This is a genomic window from Ruegeria sp. AP7, from assembly GCF_056539905.1.
The window spans coordinates 122,703-142,034 of the sequence record NZ_JBQFVT010000006.1; the positions used below are offsets into that span (position 1 = coordinate 122,703).

Sequence of the window (19,332 nt, forward strand, 5' to 3'; positions counted from 1 at the left end):
TCAACTCACAAACCCTTAATCGTGACGGACCGGTGCGCAAAAACACCTAAGGAGCGTTCCATGTTTAAAGGCTCAATGCCAGCCCTGGTCACCCCGTTCAGCAACGGCGCGTTGGACCTGGATACGCTCAAACACTTGGTCGAATGGCAAATTCAGCAAGGTTCGACCGGTCTGGTGCCGGTTGGTACGACCGGCGAAAGCCCGACACTCAGCCATGAAGAGCATGAAACGGTGATTGCCGAGGTGGTCAAAGCCGCCGCGGGTCGCGTACCTGTCATCGCTGGTGCCGGGTCCAACAACACGGTCGAGGCCATTCGGTTTGTTCAATTTGCCCAGAAAATCGGTGCGGATGCGGCGCTGGTCGTAACGCCCTACTACAACAAGCCGACCCAGAAAGGGCTGCTGGCGCATTTCCAAACTCTGCATGACAGCGCCGATATCCCGATCATCATCTACAACATCCCGGGTCGTTCGGTCATCGACATGGCCCCTGCAACGATGGGTGAGCTTGCAAAACTGCCGCGCATCATAGGGGTCAAGGACGCGACCGGCGATCTGGCACGCGTCAGCCAGCAGCGCGCGAGCTGCGGGGCCGATTTCTGTCAGCTGTCCGGGGAAGACGCGACTGCACTGGGCTTCAATGCTCATGGCGGAGTAGGTTGCATCTCGGTCACCGCAAACGTGGCCCCGAAGCTCTGCGCCGAATTCCAGCAGGCTACGTTGACAGGCGACTATACTAAGGCTTTGAATTATCAGGACCGGCTGATGCCGCTGCACGAAGCGATCTTCATCGAGCCTGGCTTGGTCGGCGCAAAATACGCGCTCAACAAACTTGGCCTATGCAGCACCGAAGTGCGTTCGCCTTTGACCGAGCTGGAAGACAGCACCAAAGCCGCTATCGAAGCCGCAATGGCGCATGCTGGACTAATCTAAAGTCAACACACAGAATCGAAAGGGCGGCCTCGAAGATCGAGCGCCGCCCTTTTTAATTCGGGATCCAAACTTCATCTGGCCAAAAATATCTCGGGGGAGGCGCGGCTTGCCGAGACGGGGCAGAGCCCCCATCAGCGCTTGCCGTAGTACAACCCCACCACATGCTCAGCTTGCGCAAAGAACAACCAGCGTGAAACCGCGACGCCGGTCAGATGTAACATGACAGCAAACAAAGCCAGGATGTGTTTCAGGACAACGCCATCTGCTGGAAGGATAAGCAGCAGGATCGGCAACACGAAGGCCAGCGCGAAAGAGATGGCCCGCAGCTTTTGCGCGTGTTTGCGCCCGACCACATGCACGAATTCCCGCAGCAGATAGTTTGTACCGGTATGTGGCGGCTCGAACGCACGCACCGTGCCACGATTGCCAAGGCCGGTTGCGGTGCCCAGATCGGTACCAGCGTTTTGAAACGCATTGTCGCCCATGACCCAGTAAATCAGTTGCACAATGGCGGCGACGACCAGCAGCGTGGGTGCAATACTTTCCGCACCAGCGAGCAACGCGCCGCCGGCAAGGCTGAAAGTAATGAACATCGCCGGGGTCGCCCACATATTCCAGCGCGGGATGGTTTTGAGCTGGGTGTAAATCATCGAGGTCGTGAAGACCGTTGCAAGACTAAGGATGGAGCCGACAACCCCGAGAAGCGTCCACTGCTGCCCAAGGAATATCACGCCGATGGCATAAAGCCCCATCACCGACAAAGCTGCAACGGCGCAGACGCCTTCTCGGCTGAGCCAACTTGTTTTCCACTGGCTAAAGGCTTTCCATGCCCTTTCCGGGTGGCCGAGGTGGAAAGTAGAGGCCAGCAGCCCACCGATGGCCAGCGCAAAGGCGATGGCGAAGAACACGAAAGCGGTGATGCCCGAGACGTCAGGGGTGCCAAAGCCCAGAAAGTACAGCAGGCCAAAGCCGAGGCCGGACAGTGTGGTAAAGATGATAACGGAAGGGGCCGGGTGCATCAGAGCTTCTCCAGGGTCTTGTCGAGCCAGCCAAGGAAGCCCTTGGGCTCTTCGGCGACCGGGGCCAGCAGAGGGGCCAGAATGTCAATCTGCTCCTCAATTTTGTCCTTGGGTCGGGGCGGCAGGTATTTGTTGACGGGTTTGGTGCCCATTTCGGGCATCAGGTCCATACCGTCGCGTACGGCGACCAGCTTGCTGACATCGCTGTCAGGATCCCCGAGGTCTCCAAAATGACGCGCGCCCGCCGGGCAGGTGCGCACGCAAGAGGGTACACGATCCACTTCGGGCAGGTTCTCATTGTAGATCCGATCGACGCAAAGGGTGCATTTTTTCATCACACCTTCGGCTTGATCCAATTCGCGCGCACCATAGGGGCATGACCAGGCGCAAAGGCCACAGCCGATACAGTCGCTTTCGTTAACGAGAACGATACCGTCCTCAGCCCGTTTATAGCTGGCGCCGGTTGGACAGACCGTGACACAGGGCGCGTCTTCGCAGTGCAGGCATGATTTGGGGAAGTGGATCAGTTGGGCGTGCCCTTCCGCTGGCTGCACCTCGTAGGAATGCACGCGGTTGAGGAAAGTACCCGAGGGGTTTGCGCCATACGCATCCTGATCTGAAAGAGGTGCACCATAATTCTCGGTGTTCCAGCCTTTGCAAGAGATCACACAGGCATGGCATCCGACGCAGGTGTCCAAATCGATGACCAGACCCATTTTGCGGTCGGTAGATGTGGGGAGTTGGGTCATTTTCCTACCTTCCACGCCAGATTTTTGGGACCGGTGCCAACCGGGGATTTAATCGGATCGAACTCGGGTTGGCTTTCGGCGTCGCTTGGTGCGGCGGCTTTTTCGATCTTTACCTTCAGATCGAACCACGCAGCCTGACCGGTGATCGGATCAGAGTTTGCCCAGCGCAGACCGTCACCCTTCGGTGGCAGCAACTCGTGGATCAAGTGGTTGAGCAGAAAGCCCTTTGTGGCCTCAGGCGCATCTTCCTGAAGTGCCCAAGCGCCTTTGCGCTTCCCGATGGCGTTCCAAGTCCACACGGTATTGTCATTCAGTGCTGCCATTTCCATGACCGGCACGGTGATCTCACCATGCGGAGAGCTGACTTTGGCCCAGTCGCCGTCTTCCAGCCCATGTTCACGCATAAGCTTGGTCGGGACGTAAAGTGGGTTACGCCCGTGCAATTGCCGCAGCCATGCGTTTTGGGTGCCCCAGCTGTGGTACATCGCCATGGGGCGCTGCGTCAGGGCGTTGACAGTAAAGCCTTCATTACCGGTCTGGTCGGTTTCGTACCAGATAGGTAGCGGGTCCATCGTGTCTTTAATGCGCTGGCGCAGGTGTTCGGGTGGTTGCCGTTCGCCATGACCTTCGGCTGCCAGCTGGAACTTTCTCATGGGTTCGGAGTAGAGCTGGAACAGATAAGGTTGCGGGCTGTCATATATGCCCATGCCAACAGCCCAATCCTGATAGGCATTGTTCCACGGCTTATAGTAGTCGGCACCGTCGGGTATATGCGCGACATAGAAACCACCGTTCTCGATGTAGCAGTTTAGCTGATCGGGATTGACTTCGCCGCGGCCTTCCTTGTCGCCGTTTTCGCCCCGGAAACCGGCCAAAGGCCCGATGCCAGGTTTGCGCTCGTGATTCACAATGTAGTCGGCGTAATCCGTCCACTTGGCGCTGCCGTCTTCGTTGGTAAAGCCGGGCAGGCACATGCGGTTGGCCAGATCGATCAGAACTGACTGGAAGCCGCGCACGTCGCGGTCCGGTTCAATCACCGGCCAGCGGATCGCGTCTGCGGCTGCCTCGGCCTCGCAGATCGGGCGGTCCAGCAGAGAGATACAGTCGTGCCGTTCCAGATAGGTGGTGTCGGGCAGGATCAGGTCGGAATAAGCCACCATTTCCGAACTGTAAGCGTCGGAATAGATGATGTGCGGGATCACGTATTCGCCATTCTCATCCTTATCCGTCAGCATCTCCATGACACCTTTGGTGTTCATGGTCGAGTTCCAGGACATGTTCGCCATGTACATGAACAGCGTGTCGATCTTGTAGGGATCGCCCGCATGGGCGTTCGAGATCACCATATGCATCAGCCCGTGGCTGGACATCGGGTTTTCCCATGTGAACGCTTTGTCGATCCGCGCTGGGCTGCCGTCTTCTTTGAGCGCCAAATGCTCGGGGCCGCGAACAAACCCCAGATGCGGTCCGTCCAGAGGTGTATTCGGCGTCACCTTACAGTGCGGTGTCGGATGCGCCTCAACCGGCTTGGGGTAGGGTGGCTTGAAGCGGAAGCCGCCGGGGACTTCGACCGTTCCAAGCAGGATCTGCAACACATGCAGGGCGCGGCAGGTCTGGAAACCGTTCGCATGGGCCGAGACGCCGCGCATCGAGTGCATCGCGACGGGGCGACCGATCATCTTCGAGTGTTTCTCACCCCGGAAATCGGTCCATTCATGGTCCAGTTCGAAGGCTTCATCAAAGGCCACGCGGGCCAGTTCGGCTGCGATCGCTCGAATACGGTTCGCTGGTACGCCGCATTTATCTGCGATCGCCTCCGGCGCGTATTCGTCGGCCAGATAGCGTTCGGCCATCTGATGGAAAACCGGACGGTGCGTGACCCCATCTTTTTCGTATGTTGCCGAGAGATCGGGCCGCACGCCCGGTTTGTCGAACGCTGTCAACTCGCCGGTTTTGCGATCAATGACCAGCGGTTTGTCGTCTTCGTCTTTCAGGAACAGACCTTTTTCCGGGCCTTCGGATGCGTTGATCAAGACCGGTGCGTTGGTGTAGCGGCTGAGGTAATCCAGATCGATTTTACCGGCCTTCATAAGCACATGGATCAGCGACATGATGAACAGGCCATCGGTTCCGGGGGTGATGCCGACCCAATCATCAGCCACCGCGTTGTATCCCGAGCGGATCGGGTTGACCCCGATCACACGCGCGCCGCGGGCCTTGATCTTGCCGATGCCCATCTTGATGGGGTTTGAATCGTGGTCTTCTGCCACGCCGAACAGCATGAACAGCTTGGTGTGATCCCAGTCGGGCTGACCGAATTCCCAGAATGCGCCGCCCATCGTGTAGATGCCACCGGCTGCCATGTTGACCGAGCAGAACCCGCCATGGGCAGCATAGTTACAGGTGCCAAAATTCTGTGCCCAGAAACTGGTGAAGCTCTGGCTTTGGTCGCGGCCCGTGAAAAAGGCCAGTTTCTCGGGATTGTCTTCGCGGATCGGTTTTAGCCAACCGACAGCGATCCCCAGCGCCTCGTCCCAGCTGATTTCCTCGAACTCACCCGAACCGCGCGGCCCTACCCGTTTCAGTGGTGCGCGCAGCCGCGACGGTGCGTTCACCTGCATGATCCCTGCGCTGCCTTTGGCGCAAAGCACCCCTTTGTTCACCGGATGATCCCGGTTGCCTTCGATATAGGCGACCTTTCCATCCTTCATGTGCACGTTGATACCGCAGCGGCAGGCGCACATGTAACAGGTGGTGCGGCGAATCTCATCTGACACAGGCGGGGATAGGTTGAGGTTTGGTTGTTGGTTCACGTTTTCTCTCTCCCTGTGGCGAATCGCCTTGGTGCCTGCGCGCGTTGGACGCTCTGGGGCGTAGGAACGCGGGGCTTAACCACTCAGAGGAAGAGAGCGCGAAAGCCTCTTCCTCTGCTTTTGTTTGACGGACCGGTTGAACCCGGTCCGGACTTTGACTTTACAGCGATCAAACCTGCTGTGGTCGCATGTCGGCCGCGTCGATTCCGGCAACTTCAACTGGCTTCTTCATCGCGTCACGGCGGAAGGGTTCACCCAGTTCCTGGTTGATCATTGCTTCGATCAGTGTGGTGATGCCGTTCTTCTGGTCTTCGATCGCCTGGCTCAGCGCAGCGGTTAACTCGTCCTGAGTGCGTGCGATGACGCCTTTCAGGCCGCACGCATTGGCGATGCCAGCATAAGACACTTTGGTGTCCAGCTCTGTGCCGACGAAGTTGTCATCGAACCACAGGGTCGAGTTGCGCTTTTCCGCACCCCACTGATAGTTGCGGAACACAACCTGCGTGATGGCGGGCCATTCTTCGCGGCCGATGGCGGTCAGTTCGGTAACTGCGATGCCGAAGGCACCATCACCCGAGAAACCGACAACAGGTACATCAGGGCAGCCGATCTTGGCGCCGATGACCGAAGGCAGACCATAGCCACAGGGGCCGAACAGGCCGGGGGCCAGATATTTGCGGCCTTCTTCGAATGAAGGGTAGGCGTTGCCGATGGCGCAGTTGTTGCCGATGTCGGACGAGATGATCGCCTCTTTTGGCAGAGCGGACTGGATTGCGCGCCATGCTTTACGGGGGCTCAGCCAATCCGGCTTGGCAGCACGGGCACGTTCGTTCCAGGTGGTGCCCGGATCGTCCTGCTCGTGATCCATCGAGGTCAGTTCTTGTGCCCAACGCGATTTGGTTTCTGCGATCTTCGCTTTGCGCGCATCACGACCTTCGTCACCGGCTGTATCAGACAGCTGATTCAGAATGTTGGTGGCAACAGTTGCCGCATCGCCCACGATACCAACCGAGACCTTCTTGGTCAGGCCGATACGGTCAGGGTTGATGTCGACCTGAATGATCTTCGCGTCTGCCGGCCAGTACTCCATGCCGTAACCCGGCAGGGTCGAGAACGGGTTCAGGCGGGTGCCGAGGCACAGAACAACGTCTGCTTCCTTGATCAACTGCATACCGGCTTTCGAGCCGTTATAGCCCAGCGGGCCAGCGAAAAGCGGATGCGAGCCGGGGAAGGCGTCGTTGTGCTGGTAACCAACGCAAACCGGAGCGTCCAGACGCTCGGCCAGTGCTTTCGACGCTTCGATGCCACCATTCGACAGAACTGTGCCTGCACCGTTCAGGATGACAGGGTTCTTTGCGTTCGACAGCAGCGCGGCAGCTTCGGACACAGCCGTTGCGCCACCCGAAGGCAGCTCGAATTCAACAACAGCAGGCAGATCGATGTCGATGACCTGAGTGAAGAAGTCGCGCGGGACGTTTATCTGCGCAGGGGCCGACGCGCGTTTGGCGTTCATGATGACGCGGCTCAGCACTTCGGCCATACGGCTGGGGTCACGCACTTCTTCCTGGTAGCAAACGCAGTCTGCGAACATGCGCATCTGCTCCATCTCCTGGAAACCGCCCTGACCCATGGTCTTGTTGGCGGCCTGCGGAGTGACCAGCAGCAGCGGGGTGTGGTTCCAGTAAGCAGTTTTAACAGCGGTGACAAAGTTGGTGATGCCGGGGCCGTTCTGGGCGATCATCATCGACATTTTTCCGGTCGCGCGGGTGTAGCCATCAGCCATCATTCCGCCCGAACCTTCGTGCGCGCAATCCCAAAAAGTGATACCAGCTTTCTCAAAAATGTCAGAAATTGGCATCATCGCAGAACCGATGATTCCGAACGCATGTTCGATGCCATGCATCTGCAGGGTTTTTACAAAGGCTTCTTCGGTGGTCATCTTCATCTGCGTAATCTCCGATCATAGATGGCGGGACCAGGGTTAGGGACCCGGTTTTCTGGTCGGTTTTGGCGTACGGGTGTCTGCGGCGTTAGGGCCAGAACTGGTGGTGACTTAGGTCCAGTACGCCTCAAGACTGACGAATAGTCTCAGCGATTTGCTGGATGCCGGGTCCGATGCGCGCTGACGAAATTGCGGAATACCCCAATCGATAGTAGTTCTGCGGTCGGTTCGGGCCGGAAAAGAAGGGCTCGCCCGGTTCAATGTGGACGCTTTGACGCTGCAGATCGCTTGCCAGTTTCGTCGTGTCGATACGTTCTGGTGCCCGCATCCAGATCGAAGAGCCGCCAAGCATGCCGCGACCTGCTACCGTCAGGCCATACTGCTTGATCGCTTCTTCAATTGCTTCACGTCGGCGTTGCAGTGTTTTGGACATTCGCCTGATCTGCGCGTCGTAGTGACCAAGCGACAGAAAATAGGCTGCTGTGCGCTGCATGTGGCCAGGAGGGTGGCGCAGTACGAGTGACCGGAGTGCTCGGGCTTCGCGGATAAAGGGCTCGGAACCGACCATGTAACCCAGACGAAGCCCCGGAAACAGAGATTTTGAGAAGCTGCCTACATAGATCACCCGCCCGTCCCGATCCATCGATCGCAACGCTGGCGACGGGGCACCCAGAAATGACATCTCGAACTCATAGTCATCCTCGACAATCATTGCGTCCAATTCCCGGGCGCGGCTCAACAGGGCATTGCGGCGATCAACCGGCATCGTTGCGGTGGTAGGGCACTGGTGGCTGGGAGTGGTGAAAATTACGTCAGTATCGTCCGGTATCGTATCTGGGAGCAAACCCTCACGATCAACCTTCAGATAGGATAGCTGGCAGTCTGAGTGGATCAGAAGATCACGCAAGGCGTAATAGCAGGGATCCTCAATCGCGGCTCTTCGATTACGGTTAAGCAAAATGCGCGAGGCCAGCCAAAGCGCGTTCTGAGCACCCAGAGTGATCAGGATTTCCTCGGGCCGAGCCACAATGCCTCTGCGTGGCAGAGTGTGTCTTGCAATGAATTCAAGCAGCAGAGGATCATCCTGGTCGACATAGTCCCCGGTCAATGAATGGAAATCTTTGTGTCCAAGCGCCCTTACTGCACAGAGGCGCCAGTTTGCGTGGTCGAACAGTTTTCTGTCGACCTGACCATAGATGAACGGATAGCGGTAATCGCGCCAGTTGCTAGGCTTGGTCAATACATCGCCATCCGAAAAACGGCGGGCAAAGGCACGGTCCCAGTCTACATTCTCGTTATCACGCCGAACCGGGGCATAGGTTGGCGGCACCGGAGCGTTTTCCGACACATAGTATCCCGACCGGCCTTTGGCGGTCAGATAATCGTTTGCCAGAAGCTCAGTGTAGGCAAGGGTAACGGTTATCCGGCTGACACCCAGATGAGCCGCAAGTTTGCGGGACGAGGGCAGTTTCTCGCCAACATGAAAACGCCCTGAAAGAATGCCTTCGGCGATCAGCTGCTGAAGCTGCGCCTGCAACGTGCCTTGCCCGTTGCGCTCAAGAAAGAACGTGTCGACCGAAATGCCCATGGCGTCGTTATAGGCTGGACTTAAGTTGGAAGCAATCTGGACTTATAGCCGTTCGCATCTGTTTGGTTGACGTTGGTTGGTTATTGAGCTAGAAAACTAGAAAACTAGTTATATGGATAAAGCTTGTGTGGGAAGAAGCCGCTGCTGGTTTTTCGGCCATGGGGTCCGAAGCCCGGCTGAAAGTTCTGAAAACGTTGGTGCGCGCCGGCGAGACCGGGCTGACTGTCGGAGAAATCCAGTCTCGTACGGGCATCGCGCCGTCGACATTGGCACATCATCTGCGGTTTCTCGCTGCTGGTGGTGTTGTTGAACAAGAAAAGATCGGGCGCACTACAATCAATCGGGCGTGCTTTGATGAGTTGAGAAATCTTGCGCAGTTCATCCTCAGCGAATGCTGTGCAGATGAGGTAGAAAAGGCCGCGAACGATGGCTGAGTTGACCCAAAACCCCAAACACTCGGCGAGAAATCTGGTCAGTCTGATCAAAACGCCGTGGGCGCTGATCGTGGTCATCCTGGTGCTGGTGGCCGTTCTTGACCCAAGTAACTGGGCCGAAATCGTGACATTTGCCGGTAAGGCACTTGCGCATACAGGGCAATACATCCTGTTTGCCGTTTTGCTGCTGTCCTACCTCAAGGCAACCGGAGCTGAAGTGATGGTAGCCCGTGCGTTTGAAGGGCGTGAGACGCGGATGATCTTTCTTGCTGCCTTGTTTGGCGGACTGGCGCCCTTTTGTTCCTGCGAAGTCATCCCGTTCATCGCGGGATTGTTGGCCCTGGGTGCGCCCTTATCGGCAGTCATGGCATTCTGGCTCAGTTCCCCGCTTATCGACCCGCCGACATTGCTTATCACAGCTGGTGCGTTGGGCTGGCCATTTGCGATCGACAAAGCCGTGGCCGCCGTTGCCTTGGGGCTGTTCGGCGGATTCGCAGTACGCGCCCTGATGAAGGGCGGCGCGTTCGCACAGCCGTTGCGCGAATACAAACCAGCGGGATGCTGTGGATGCGGACCAAAGAAGGATGACAAGCCCGTATGGCAGTTCTGGAAGGAGCCTGAACGCCGTACACGTTTTCGGGCTGAGTTTGTCCACAACGGTCTGTTCCTGCTGAAATGGCTGGCATTTGCATACGTGCTCGAAGCACTGTTGGTCAGCTATGTTCCAGCGGACCTGATTGCCAGAGTCGTCGGCGGTCAAGGCGTTGTTCCCATCGTTGTCGCAGCATTGGTCGGAATGCCGGCCTATCTGAACTCTTACGTAGCGCCACCGCTGCTGGCAGGCCTTATGGAACAGGGTATGAGCGCAGGTGCAGCGATGTCATTCATGGTGGCCGGAGCCGTCAGCTCAATCCCCGCAATGGCGGCGGTGTGGTCGCTGGTCAAACCTCGCGTATTCGCAACCTATCTGGGGCTGGGCATCAGCGGGGCCATCATCGCAGGCATCGCATTCCAGATGATCTGAATGAAAAACCGCCCGGTGCAGACACCGGGCGGTTTTGCTTTGCTAACCTGCTTCGCAGTACCGTGGCAGCTTGAACCTGTATCGCGGCTCACCGCTCGCCACGTACACACGTTTTTCGATGCAGGCCTCAGTGCCCACTGAACGCGCAATAGGGCTTTCTGTAGACGTAATCGAAGTTGCCGAACCATCAGGCAGGCGCACCGATGCAATAACCCCGTTTTTGAGATCTCCATTGATCGGCGTTGCTGACAAAACGGCAACGATTAAAAACGCTTCGTGCTCGTGCTTGCCGTCGTCATTCAGCAACAATAAGCCTGCAACGATGGCAATCATCGCGATGGCGCCGGTGATCGGCAACCACCAGGATTTCAGGAACACATAGATCGATACGGCGCGGTGCGGTCCAAAAACTGCTGACAGAATGCTAAGCATCAGTTTCCCTTGGGAATGTGACCCCGATTATTGGGTAACGGGGCCGTGAGCGTCTTAGGGGCGCAGATCGTCTTCGTCTTCTTCGTCGCCGCCACCTTTGGGCAGGTTGAAGAAGCTATCGGCATCAACGATTGGCTCATCGTCTTCTTTGTCTTCAGGCTCGTCGGACAGCGAGAACGTCTCTAGGCCTTCAATCGCGGTCGGGATCTTTGGTGCAGAATCCATTTCCAGCGATTGCTCGGTCGACACCAGCTTGCGACGCTCATCATCGCTCATAACGCCGCCTTCAGCAGCTTTCTTGGCCGCCGCCTTCTGCACGATGGCATCCAGTTCGGACTGTTTGCATAAGCCCAGAGCAACCGGATCGATCGGCTGCATGTTCGAGATGTTCCAGTGCGTCCGCTCGCGGATCGACTGGATGGTCGGCTTGGTGGTGCCAACCAGCTTGGCGATCTGACCATCGCTGAGTTCCGGGTGGAACTTGACCAGCCACAGGATCGAGTTCGGACGGTCCTGCCGCTTGGACAATGGGGTATACCGCGGGCCGCGGCGCTTTTCTTCGCCCGAAGCGGCTGGGTTGAACTTAAGTTTCAGCTTGTGCAGCGGATTGTTCTGCGCGGTATCAATCTCTTCCTGAGTCAGCTGATTGTTGGCAATCGGGTCAAATCCTTTGACACCAGCAGCCACATCACCATCCGCGATGCCCTGCACCTCCAGCTCGTGCATCCCTACGAAATCCGCGATCTGCTTGAAGCTGATCGTGGTGTTGTCCACCAGCCATACGGCGGTTGCCTTGGCCATAAGCGGTTTTGCCATCAGCCCGTCTCCTATAAATACATCTGTCCCGTCGCCGGAATGCGGCGGCCCCGAGGCTTTGGGGCAGGTTTCCGTTGTCGGGGAACTTGGCGCCTATATAGTCGCGACAGCTAAAGAAGGGAAGAGGCGAATGCGCCAAGTTATTCTGGGGCTGGTATTGTGGTTCTTCAGCGCGATGGCAGCGCTGGCCGATGGCGAGCAAGCAGGAGAATTCGACTACTATGTCCTGTCGCTCAGCTGGTCACCCAACTGGTGCGCCCGCGAGGGGGATGCGCGCGGATCGGATCAATGCGATGCCCGGCACGATCACGGATGGATCCTGCACGGGCTATGGCCGCAATATCACCAGGGCTGGCCCTCTTACTGCCGCACGGTTGAGGCTCCGCCATCACGCCGTATGACGCGGGAAATGGAGGACATTCAGGGCTCATCCGGGCTGGCATGGCATCAATGGAAAAAGCACGGAACCTGCTCGGGTCTGAGTGCGCCAGACTATTTTGCGCTGTCACGAAAGGCCTATGGAGGCGTCACGCGACCCGACGTGTTTCGTAAACTCGATGCGTCGGTCAAATTGCCTGCTTCGGTGGTGGAAGAAGCATTTCTCAAGGCCAACGCCAATCTGGAACCAGACATGATCACGATCACCTGCAAGCAGGGATATATCGAAGAGGTCCGCCTGTGCCTGTCCCGCGATCTCAAACCCGTTCCATGTGGCCGGGATGTTATCCGCGACTGCACTGCCAAAGACGCCGTGTTTGATCCGATTCGTTAAAGCTTTTTGTTCTGGCAATCGCGCGCATATTCCAGCGCTTTGGCCGTGCCTTTCAGATCAATTGCCATGACAGTCTGACCCTCTGGGTTGTAAACGGTCATGGTCTTGTTCTGCGCAATCGAGGTGACGAAGCTCCGGTCGGTAAAGAACACCGTCGCACCGGGCACGCGATCCTGTTTGAACCCGATGGCGGTGGCATCAAAGCTCTTGCCGTCCAGATCAAACCGGATCGGATAGCTCTGCCCTGGTTTGATGTCGCCCCAAGCCTTGTTGTAAACGGTGAAATATCCACGATTGTCCAGCGCGTCATAGCCCAGCCGCACCACCGAGAGATCCTGATAGACCGTCTGGATCAGGCACCCATTTCCGAGGTTGGGGTCCATCATGATGTTCCAGCCTTCGACAAAGCCTTTGTCGATGAGTTCCTGCGACAGGGCGGCGGTGGCGCTGAAGGCGGCCAGGGTCAAGGCAAAAAGTCGGGACATCAGATCATTCCAAATCGCAAGTGATACTGACCCTTAGTAACCGCAAACCATTCTCTTCCAAAGAGAATTCGAGAGATTCAAACTGTATGGTGATTTATCCTGTTATTTTACCAGTTGATTAATTAACCATGTGGTTTATTAATGGGATTATGACTGACGACAAAAAATTGGATTTTGCATTTGCCGCTCTTGCGCACCCTGCGCGCCGCGCCATGCTGGCGCGATTGGCACAAGGAGAAGCAACAGTAAAAGAACTGGCCGAGCCGTTCGATGTAAGCATGCCGGCAATCTCTAAACATCTCCGTGTTTTGGAAGAGGCCGGGCTGATTGAGCGTTCAAGAAACGCTCAGTTCCGACCCTGCAGACTAAACCCGGAGCCTTTGGAATCGATTGCAAACTGGACTGACCAATATCGTCATATTTGGGAGGTTCGGTTTGAAGCGATGGAAAAACTACTTAGCGAAATAAAGGATTTGAATGATGAGTGACTCAGAAAACTGGGTGCGAATTGTGCAGGAATTCCAGGCTCCGGCGAAACGGATCTGGCGTATGTGGACCGATCCGGCGCTTTTTCAGAAATGGTATGGGCCCAAAGGGTTCTCAGTTCCAACTGCAGAGATCGATTTGCGTGTTGGAGGTATACGAAAGGTCTGTATGGAAATGAAAACGCCGGATACCACCATGAGGATGTGGTTTACTGGCGTTTATAAAGAAATCTCAGAACCGTCCCGGTTGGTCTATACCGAGAGCATGTGTGACGAGGATGGAAATATTCTTTCGCCAAAAGATATGGGGATGCCCGAGGGAAGCCCAGACATAACCGAGGTGATTATTGATCTTCTCGAACAGGATGGTAGGACACGCATGACCATGGTCCATCGGGGTGTGCCCGCCGGAAGTGCAGGCGAAGGCGGATGGAAGCAAGCATTCGAGAAGCTGGATGCTGTTCTCAAGGAAAGATGATGCTTCGGCCTTGATCTGACGGTCTAAAGTTCCTTCCTTGCCCTAAGCGCTGCTGTGATCGTCCCATCATCCAGATAATCCAACTCGCCTCCAATCGGGACGCCCTGCGCTAGGGAAGTCAGGCGGACCTGCCCATCGAGTTGGTCGGCGATGTAATGTGCGGTGGTTTGGCCATCAACGGTGGCGTTTAGGGCGAGGATGATCTCGTTGATACCCTCGGCCAGAACCCGATCCTTTAGCCGTGGGATACGCAATTCATCCGGGCCGACACCGTCCAGTGCTGACAATGTGCCGCCCAAAACATGGTAGCGACCCTTGAAAACCCCGGCGCGCTCCATCGCCCAGAGGTCGGCGACGTCTTCCACGACGCACAGTTCCCCGGTTGCACGGTCTTCGCTATTGCAGATGTCGCAGATATCGGTCGTGCCCACATTGCCGCAGTTTAGGCATTCACGGGCCGTGACAGCCACCTGCTGCATGGCATCCGAAAGCGGCGTTAGAAGCAGGGCGCGTTTGCGGATCAGGTGCAGGACGGCGCGTCGGGCCGAGCGAGGGCCGAGGCCGGGCAGCTTGGCCATAAGGTCGATCAGATTGTCGATGTCGCTGTTCGAACTCACCGCGAAGCTCCTGCAAAGAGGCCGGGTAAGTAAGCCCCGGCCATTGATCCGTCAGGAGGGTGTATCAGAACGGCAGCTTGATGTCTGCGGGCAGACCCATGCTTTCGGTCAGCTTGGCCATTTCAGCCTGCGAGCGCTCCTGCGCCTTGGTCTGGGCGTCCTTGATCGCAGCGAGGATGAGATCCTCGACCACTTCCTTGTCATCGCCGTTGAAGATCGACGGGTCAATATCCAGACCTTTCAACTCACCCTTGGCGGTTGCGGTGGCTTTGACCAGGCCGGCGCCCGATTCACCGACAACCATCAGGTTGTTCAGTTCTTCCTGCATCTCGGTCATCTTGGTCTGCAAGTCCTGCGCAGATTTCATCATTTTGGCCATGTCACCCAGGCCGCCGAGTCCTTTAAGCATCGGTAATCTCCTGTCACTCGATTTGAGGCCTAGATACGAAGCGTAACCGCGCGACACAAGAGGTCAGGACACTCCCGCCCGTCGTCAAGACCTTTGACAAGACCTTTCCTCGGTTTGGCCCGGGCAGGATCGTCGGCGTCAGCCGAGGAGCCGTGGCGGCACGGGAGCACCTGGCTGGATTGAGGAGATCGCTTACAGGATCAGTCTTCCTCGAACGGATCCCATTCGTCATCTACTTCGGGCAGGGCTTCAGTTTCGACCTGAGCAGCGCGTTGCTCGGCTGTTTCGATGCTTCTGATCCGCGCTTTCGGGAAATGACTCAGAACCGCTTGCACCAGTGGATGCTTTTCCGCTTCGGCTTTGAGAGCCAGATCAGCAGCATCCCGAACTTCCGCAATTGTCGGAGCGTCGCCTTCTGAGACAATCGATACTGCCCAACGGTTACCCGTCCAGCGTTGCAGCGATGCACCCAACCGTTGAGACAGATCGGTCGGGGCATTGTCGGCCGGGGTAAATTCGATCCGTCCCGGTTGGTACGACACGAGGCGTACCCCGTTTTCGACCTCGACCAGCAGTTTCACATCCCGGTTGGTACGGATTAATTCAACCACATGTTCAAAAGTGGGATACCGCGCTAGTGCTGCCTGTACGTCCTGAGCCAGAGCTGTACTCGGTCCGCCTGCATTCCCACCGATGGCCGAAGAGGTATAGGCCGGTCGGGCAGAGGCCTGTGGCGCAGCGCTCGCCTGGCCTGGCACTCCGATACCCGAACCCGGCGCGGGATTTGGGGATGGAGGTGCATCCTTTAAGCGCTTGATCAGTTCTTCCGGACTTGGCAGGTCGGCCACATGGGTCAGGCGGATCACAGCCATTTCTGCAGCCATCATGGCGTTGGGTGCAGCCGAGACCTCTTCCAGAGCTTTGAGCAGCATTTGCCACATGCGGGTCAGAACACGCATTGGCAGCGCTTCGGCCATCTGTTGGCCGCGGGCACGTTCGTCGGGTGAAACGGTTGGATCTTCGGCGGCATCGGGGGTGATTTTGACCACCGAAACCCAATGGGTGATCTCAGCCAGATCGCGGAGCACAGCCAGAGGATCAGCACCTTCTGCATATTGTCCGCTAAGTTCGGTCAAAGCACTGGCCGCATCACCGCGCAGGATCATGTCCATCAGATCCAGCACTCGACCCCGATCCGCCAGCCCGAGCATGGCGCGCACCTGATCTGCGCTGGTTTCACCCGCACCGTGCGAAATCGCCTGATCCAACAGCGAGGTTGCGTCACGGGCGGATCCTTCGGCGGCTCGGGTGATTAGCGCCAATGCGTCATCGGCGATCTGCGCATTCTCGGATTCAGCGATCTTGCGCAACAGGCCGATCATATCTTCGGGTTCGATCCGCCTCAGATCGAAACGTTGGCAGCGCGACAAAACCGTGACCGGGACCTTGCGGATCTCGGTCGTGGCGAAGATGAATTTCACATGCTCGGGTGGTTCCTCAAGCGTCTTGAGCAGCGCGTTGAAAGCGCTGGTCGATAGCATGTGGACCTCGTCGATAATGTAAATCTTGTAGCGTGCGCTGGCGGCACGGTAGCGGACACTGTCGATGATTTCACGGATGTCGTTCACACCAGTCCGGCTGGCGGCGTCCATCTCCATCACATCGACGTGGCGGCCTTCCATGATGGCGACGCAATGCTCGCACTGACCGCAGGGTTCGGTGGTGGGTTTACCTTCGCCATCAGGCCCAATGCAATTCATCCCCTTCGCGATGATCCGGGCTGTGGTTGTTTTACCGGTGCCACGGATGCCGGTCATGATAAAGGCCTGAGCGATCCGGTCCGCCTCGAACGCGTTTTCCAGTGTGCGTACCATCGCGTTCTGACCGACCAGATCGGCAAAGGTTTCAGGACGGTATTTGCGGGCAAGAACCTGGTAGGCGGGGCTTGGCGTATCGGTCATGTCTGCTCTGTCGGATTCGAGTTATGCCGCAGCGTAGAGGGCCCCGCTGTCCGCGTCCACAGCAAGCCGCGAGGATTTTCATTTTGGATTGCTGGCCGACGCGGTTAATATCGTACAGTCTAAGACCAGCCAGAAAGATTTTCTGATCAGCGTTTCGGGGGGAGCGTAGAATGGCTCAGATTGTTATCCATGCACTTCAAGTGGGCGGGGGCACGCTTGCGTTAACTTCAATGCCAGGGCGAGGAGGAGACTATTCCGGTGATCTTGATGCGGTTACCGGATGGAAGCCCGGCCTTATTCTGTCAATGACTACCGAGGTCGAGATGATCCTTGATGGCGCCAGGGATTTTGGGGCCGATGTTCGCAGCCGCGCTTGTCGCTGGGTTCATCTGCCAGTCGAGGATTACGGTATACCTTCCGACGACATTGATATGCGCTGGGTGGATGCCAGCGAGTCCGCTCGCCACGCATTATCGGGTGGAGGCCGAGTACTAATCCACTGCAAAGGCGGATGTGGCCGTTCTGGTATGGCTGTATTACGCTTAATGGTCGAGTGTGGAGAGCACCCGGACGAGGCATTGAATAGATTGCGAGCGTTACGCCCATGTGCAGTTGAAACCGACGCGCAGCTGCGCTGGGCGACTGCGCCTGCCAGTGTCTTGGTAGCCGAATAGCGATCAAGCCGACGGACGGTATTCAGCCTGCGCCCGAGTACTTCCGCCCAGGGTTAACACTTCCAGCATCGCGCAAGGCGGTCGGGACAAGGTGCCTCCAGGGATGGGGTGCGAGTCCGTGCCAAACATCAGGTCTGCATAGCTGTCCAGATGGTCGATCGCGACGTCTGAATCCGCATCACAGAACACTCGGGTTTCTTCGGGACCGGAGCGAAATCGGGCGGTGCACCCACTAGCGCAATGAGTCAAATCGCAGCTTCCTTCGATTCCGAATCCTGCGGTGGTAGTGGGGCCAGCTTTTCCAACCGAAGTGGCCAGTGCCCGTGCCATTCGTGCCAAAGCGGGGCAGTTTTTCCCGGTCCGTTGGCAAATTGTTGCCGAGAATTCATGCGTGTTGGTCTTCCAGATCATTCATGCGCCCTCCGCGCAGGGCAGGGGCATCAATCAGGAGGGACAGCATGCATGCGGTCTTGCCCTGCCCGGACACCCCGCCCGAGTTTCAGTTTCGATTTGATGGCAGGTCTCCTGACTTGCGGGTCATTGCTTTGCCGACCTTCCCGACCTTCAAGGCCAGTGGCATTTCGACATCGCTCTCCGCTTACAGTTGCGGGGGCAGTCTCGGACTGGGTTCGTTCCGGTTTTATCCGGGCAGAACCGCACCGTGTTCCCTTTTCATCCCGGCCCGGTTGGGCGCGAGAACCATCACGTCATCGCTAGCGGTACAATCGTTCGGGAGTCAAGAAGATTGATGATGGCATGTGACGCACGGTCCAGCCACGTCAACCTTGACTCGGCGCGCCTTGGGTGAACTGATCGGTTCAGTTGATTTCAGAGGGCACCATGTTGGACACACAGCAAGCGGTTGTCACCGAGGACATTCAGTTTCAGTCCGGCCCGGCAATACTGTCGGCACGGCTCTATCACCCTGTCGCAGAACCAGACAAAGTTGTTGTGATCAACGGCGCAACCGGTGTGCCCAGAGATTACTACCAGCATTTCGCAAGTTGGCTTGCAAAAGCGCACGGCATGGCCTGCCTTACCTATGACTACAGGGATTTTGGTCACTCTCTGACAGGCTCACAAAAGCAATCGCGTGTCACCATGGCGGATTGGGCGCTGATCGACATTCCGGCTGCACGGACCGAAATGCGGCGGAGGTTTCCACAGGCCAAGCTTTGGAGTATCGGGCATTCTTTGGGCGGGATGTTTGGTCCGGTCCAACCCGATATCAATCAGATCGACAGGATGATCTGTGTCTGTTCCGGTCTGGTAACGCTGAGGGATCATCCTTGGCCTTACCGTGCTTTGGCGACGTTGTTCTGGTACGGTCATGCGCCCCTGGCGGTACATGCGCTCGGGTATTTGCCCGGAAAGGCTTTGGGTTTTGGAACAAATCTGCCATCCCGAGTTTACTGGCAATGGCGCAAATGGTGCACAGCGCCCCAAAGCTATGTACCCGAAATCGGAGATACCTTGCCGGCAAACCGCTGGGCCGACATGGGCAAGCAAGTTGACATATTCGCCTTTGAGGATGATCAGGTTGTGCCCCCTGAGGCGGTTTGGCGGCTTGCCGATCTCTATGGTTCAGGTGTGCGGTGCCATCTGCTTTCGGCAAGTGAATTCGGGTTATCCGAAGTCGGCCATATCGGCGCGTTTGCCCGGCGAAACGCTGCCGTTTGGCCCCGGTTGATCGCCTAAAAT

Annotated in this window: 20 protein-coding genes and 1 riboswitch; of the genes, 8 read left to right on the forward strand and 12 right to left on the reverse strand. The window is 57.1% G+C overall.

All coding sequences use genetic code 11. The features are described from left to right. Nucleotides 1-60: 60 nt before the first annotated feature. Entirely contained in the window at nucleotides 61-933 is an 873-nt protein-coding gene (gene dapA, locus ACR0KN_RS13110) for a 4-hydroxy-tetrahydrodipicolinate synthase (RefSeq protein WP_480654093.1), read from the forward strand. A 131-nt stretch (nucleotides 934-1,064) separates the two neighbouring features. Here the strand turns inward: dapA and ACR0KN_RS13115 are convergent, their stop codons facing one another. The 5 genes from ACR0KN_RS13115 to pdxR all read right to left on the reverse strand — a co-directional run bounded on the left by ACR0KN_RS13115 (nucleotide 1,065) and on the right by pdxR (nucleotide 9,044). Beyond that, the gene (locus ACR0KN_RS13115; RefSeq protein WP_480654095.1) at nucleotides 1,065-1,952 is read right to left on the reverse strand and encodes a dimethyl sulfoxide reductase anchor subunit family protein; all 888 of its coding nucleotides are present in this window, start codon (nucleotides 1,950-1,952) and stop codon (nucleotides 1,065-1,067) included. Further along, nucleotides 1,952-2,701 (reverse strand): 4Fe-4S dicluster domain-containing protein, encoded by a 750-nt coding sequence (locus ACR0KN_RS13120; RefSeq protein WP_480654097.1) that lies wholly within the window; start codon nucleotides 2,699-2,701, stop codon nucleotides 1,952-1,954. Before ACR0KN_RS13120 ends, ACR0KN_RS13115 begins: the two co-directional genes overlap by 1 nt. Continuing rightward, nucleotides 2,698-5,514: a molybdopterin oxidoreductase family protein gene (locus ACR0KN_RS13125; protein WP_480654099.1), complete on the reverse strand. Its 2,817-nt coding sequence runs from the start codon at nucleotides 5,512-5,514 to the stop codon at nucleotides 2,698-2,700. Before ACR0KN_RS13125 ends, ACR0KN_RS13120 begins: the two co-directional genes overlap by 4 nt. 169 nt (nucleotides 5,515-5,683) lie before the next feature. Further along, entirely contained in the window at nucleotides 5,684-7,459 is a 1,776-nt protein-coding gene (gene xsc / locus ACR0KN_RS13130) for a sulfoacetaldehyde acetyltransferase (RefSeq protein ID WP_010440889.1), read from the reverse strand. A gap of 124 nt (nucleotides 7,460-7,583) precedes the next feature. Next, complete coding sequence (gene pdxR / locus ACR0KN_RS13135) at nucleotides 7,584-9,044, reverse strand: MocR-like pyridoxine biosynthesis transcription factor PdxR (RefSeq protein ID WP_480654101.1); 1,461 nt, start codon at nucleotides 9,042-9,044, stop codon at nucleotides 7,584-7,586. Between the two features lie 125 nt (nucleotides 9,045-9,169). On the opposite strand from pdxR, the gene ACR0KN_RS13140 reads away from it, so the two are divergent. Together ACR0KN_RS13140 and ACR0KN_RS13145 are read left to right on the forward strand one after the other, a co-directional pair. Beyond that, nucleotides 9,170-9,478 carry an ArsR/SmtB family transcription factor gene (locus ACR0KN_RS13140; protein WP_170476167.1) on the forward strand — a complete coding sequence of 103 codons (309 nt, stop codon included), beginning with the start codon at nucleotides 9,170-9,172 and terminating at the stop codon, nucleotides 9,476-9,478. Continuing rightward, complete coding sequence (locus ACR0KN_RS13145; protein ID WP_480654104.1) at nucleotides 9,471-10,502, forward strand: permease; 1,032 nt, start codon at nucleotides 9,471-9,473, stop codon at nucleotides 10,500-10,502. Before ACR0KN_RS13140 ends, ACR0KN_RS13145 begins: the two co-directional genes overlap by 8 nt. Before the next feature lie 42 nt (nucleotides 10,503-10,544). On the opposite strand, the gene ACR0KN_RS13150 is transcribed toward ACR0KN_RS13145, so the two are convergent. Further along, nucleotides 10,545-10,934 carry a hypothetical protein gene (locus ACR0KN_RS13150; protein ID WP_480654106.1) on the reverse strand — a complete coding sequence of 130 codons (390 nt, stop codon included), beginning with the start codon at nucleotides 10,932-10,934 and terminating at the stop codon, nucleotides 10,545-10,547. Nucleotides 10,935-10,988: 54 nt separating this feature from the next. Beyond that, entirely contained in the window at nucleotides 10,989-11,750 is a 762-nt protein-coding gene (locus ACR0KN_RS13155; protein ID WP_170476161.1) for a DUF1013 domain-containing protein, read from the reverse strand. A 130-nt stretch (nucleotides 11,751-11,880) separates the two neighbouring features. On the opposite strand from ACR0KN_RS13155, the gene ACR0KN_RS13160 reads away from it, so the two are divergent. Beyond that, entirely contained in the window at nucleotides 11,881-12,522 is a 642-nt protein-coding gene (locus ACR0KN_RS13160) for a ribonuclease T2 family protein (RefSeq protein WP_480654108.1), read from the forward strand. On the opposite strand, the gene ACR0KN_RS13165 is transcribed toward ACR0KN_RS13160, so the two are convergent. Then, nucleotides 12,519-13,007, reverse strand: a complete 489-nt coding sequence (locus ACR0KN_RS13165) for a hypothetical protein (protein ID WP_260023241.1) — start codon at nucleotides 13,005-13,007, stop codon at nucleotides 12,519-12,521. The genes ACR0KN_RS13160 and ACR0KN_RS13165 overlap by 4 nt on opposite strands. Nucleotides 13,008-13,156: 149 nt before the next feature. Between ACR0KN_RS13165 and ACR0KN_RS13170 the strand changes: the two genes are divergently transcribed. Further along, nucleotides 13,157-13,495: an ArsR/SmtB family transcription factor gene (locus ACR0KN_RS13170; RefSeq protein ID WP_260023239.1), complete on the forward strand. Its 339-nt coding sequence runs from the start codon at nucleotides 13,157-13,159 to the stop codon at nucleotides 13,493-13,495. Beyond that, complete coding sequence (locus ACR0KN_RS13175) at nucleotides 13,488-13,970, forward strand: SRPBCC family protein (RefSeq protein ID WP_480654110.1); 483 nt, start codon at nucleotides 13,488-13,490, stop codon at nucleotides 13,968-13,970. The genes ACR0KN_RS13170 and ACR0KN_RS13175 overlap by 8 nt, the downstream gene beginning before the upstream one ends. 23 nt (nucleotides 13,971-13,993) lie before the next feature. Here ACR0KN_RS13175 and recR read toward each other — a convergent pair whose 3' ends face one another. The 3 genes from recR to ACR0KN_RS13190 all read right to left on the reverse strand — a co-directional run bounded on the left by recR (nucleotide 13,994) and on the right by ACR0KN_RS13190 (nucleotide 16,957). Then, the gene (gene recR, locus ACR0KN_RS13180; protein ID WP_170780804.1) at nucleotides 13,994-14,587 is read right to left on the reverse strand and encodes a recombination mediator RecR; all 594 of its coding nucleotides are present in this window, start codon (nucleotides 14,585-14,587) and stop codon (nucleotides 13,994-13,996) included. A 64-nt stretch (nucleotides 14,588-14,651) separates the two neighbouring features. Then, complete coding sequence (locus ACR0KN_RS13185) at nucleotides 14,652-14,996, reverse strand: YbaB/EbfC family nucleoid-associated protein (protein ID WP_039539825.1); 345 nt, start codon at nucleotides 14,994-14,996, stop codon at nucleotides 14,652-14,654. 200 nt (nucleotides 14,997-15,196) lie between these two features. Then, nucleotides 15,197-16,957, reverse strand: a complete 1,761-nt coding sequence (locus tag ACR0KN_RS13190) for a DNA polymerase III subunit gamma/tau (protein WP_480654113.1) — start codon at nucleotides 16,955-16,957, stop codon at nucleotides 15,197-15,199. 170 nt (nucleotides 16,958-17,127) lie between these two features. Here ACR0KN_RS13190 and ACR0KN_RS13195 point away from each other — a divergent pair, with 170 nt between their 5' ends. Then, a complete protein-coding gene (locus ACR0KN_RS13195; RefSeq protein WP_480654115.1) occupies nucleotides 17,128-17,631 on the forward strand; it encodes a protein-tyrosine phosphatase family protein in 504 nt (167 codons plus the stop codon). Between the two features lie 3 nt (nucleotides 17,632-17,634). Here ACR0KN_RS13195 and ACR0KN_RS13200 read toward each other — a convergent pair whose 3' ends face one another. After that, nucleotides 17,635-18,042 (reverse strand): hypothetical protein, encoded by a 408-nt coding sequence (locus ACR0KN_RS13200; protein WP_480654117.1) that lies wholly within the window; start codon nucleotides 18,040-18,042, stop codon nucleotides 17,635-17,637. Between the two features lie 87 nt (nucleotides 18,043-18,129). Then, nucleotides 18,130-18,350: riboswitch (cobalamin riboswitch) on the reverse strand. Between the two features lie 121 nt (nucleotides 18,351-18,471). Between ACR0KN_RS13200 and ACR0KN_RS13205 the strand changes: the two genes are divergently transcribed. Then, nucleotides 18,472-19,329: an alpha/beta hydrolase family protein gene (locus ACR0KN_RS13205; RefSeq protein WP_480654119.1), complete on the forward strand. Its 858-nt coding sequence runs from the start codon at nucleotides 18,472-18,474 to the stop codon at nucleotides 19,327-19,329. Nucleotides 19,330-19,332 lie beyond the last annotated feature (3 nt).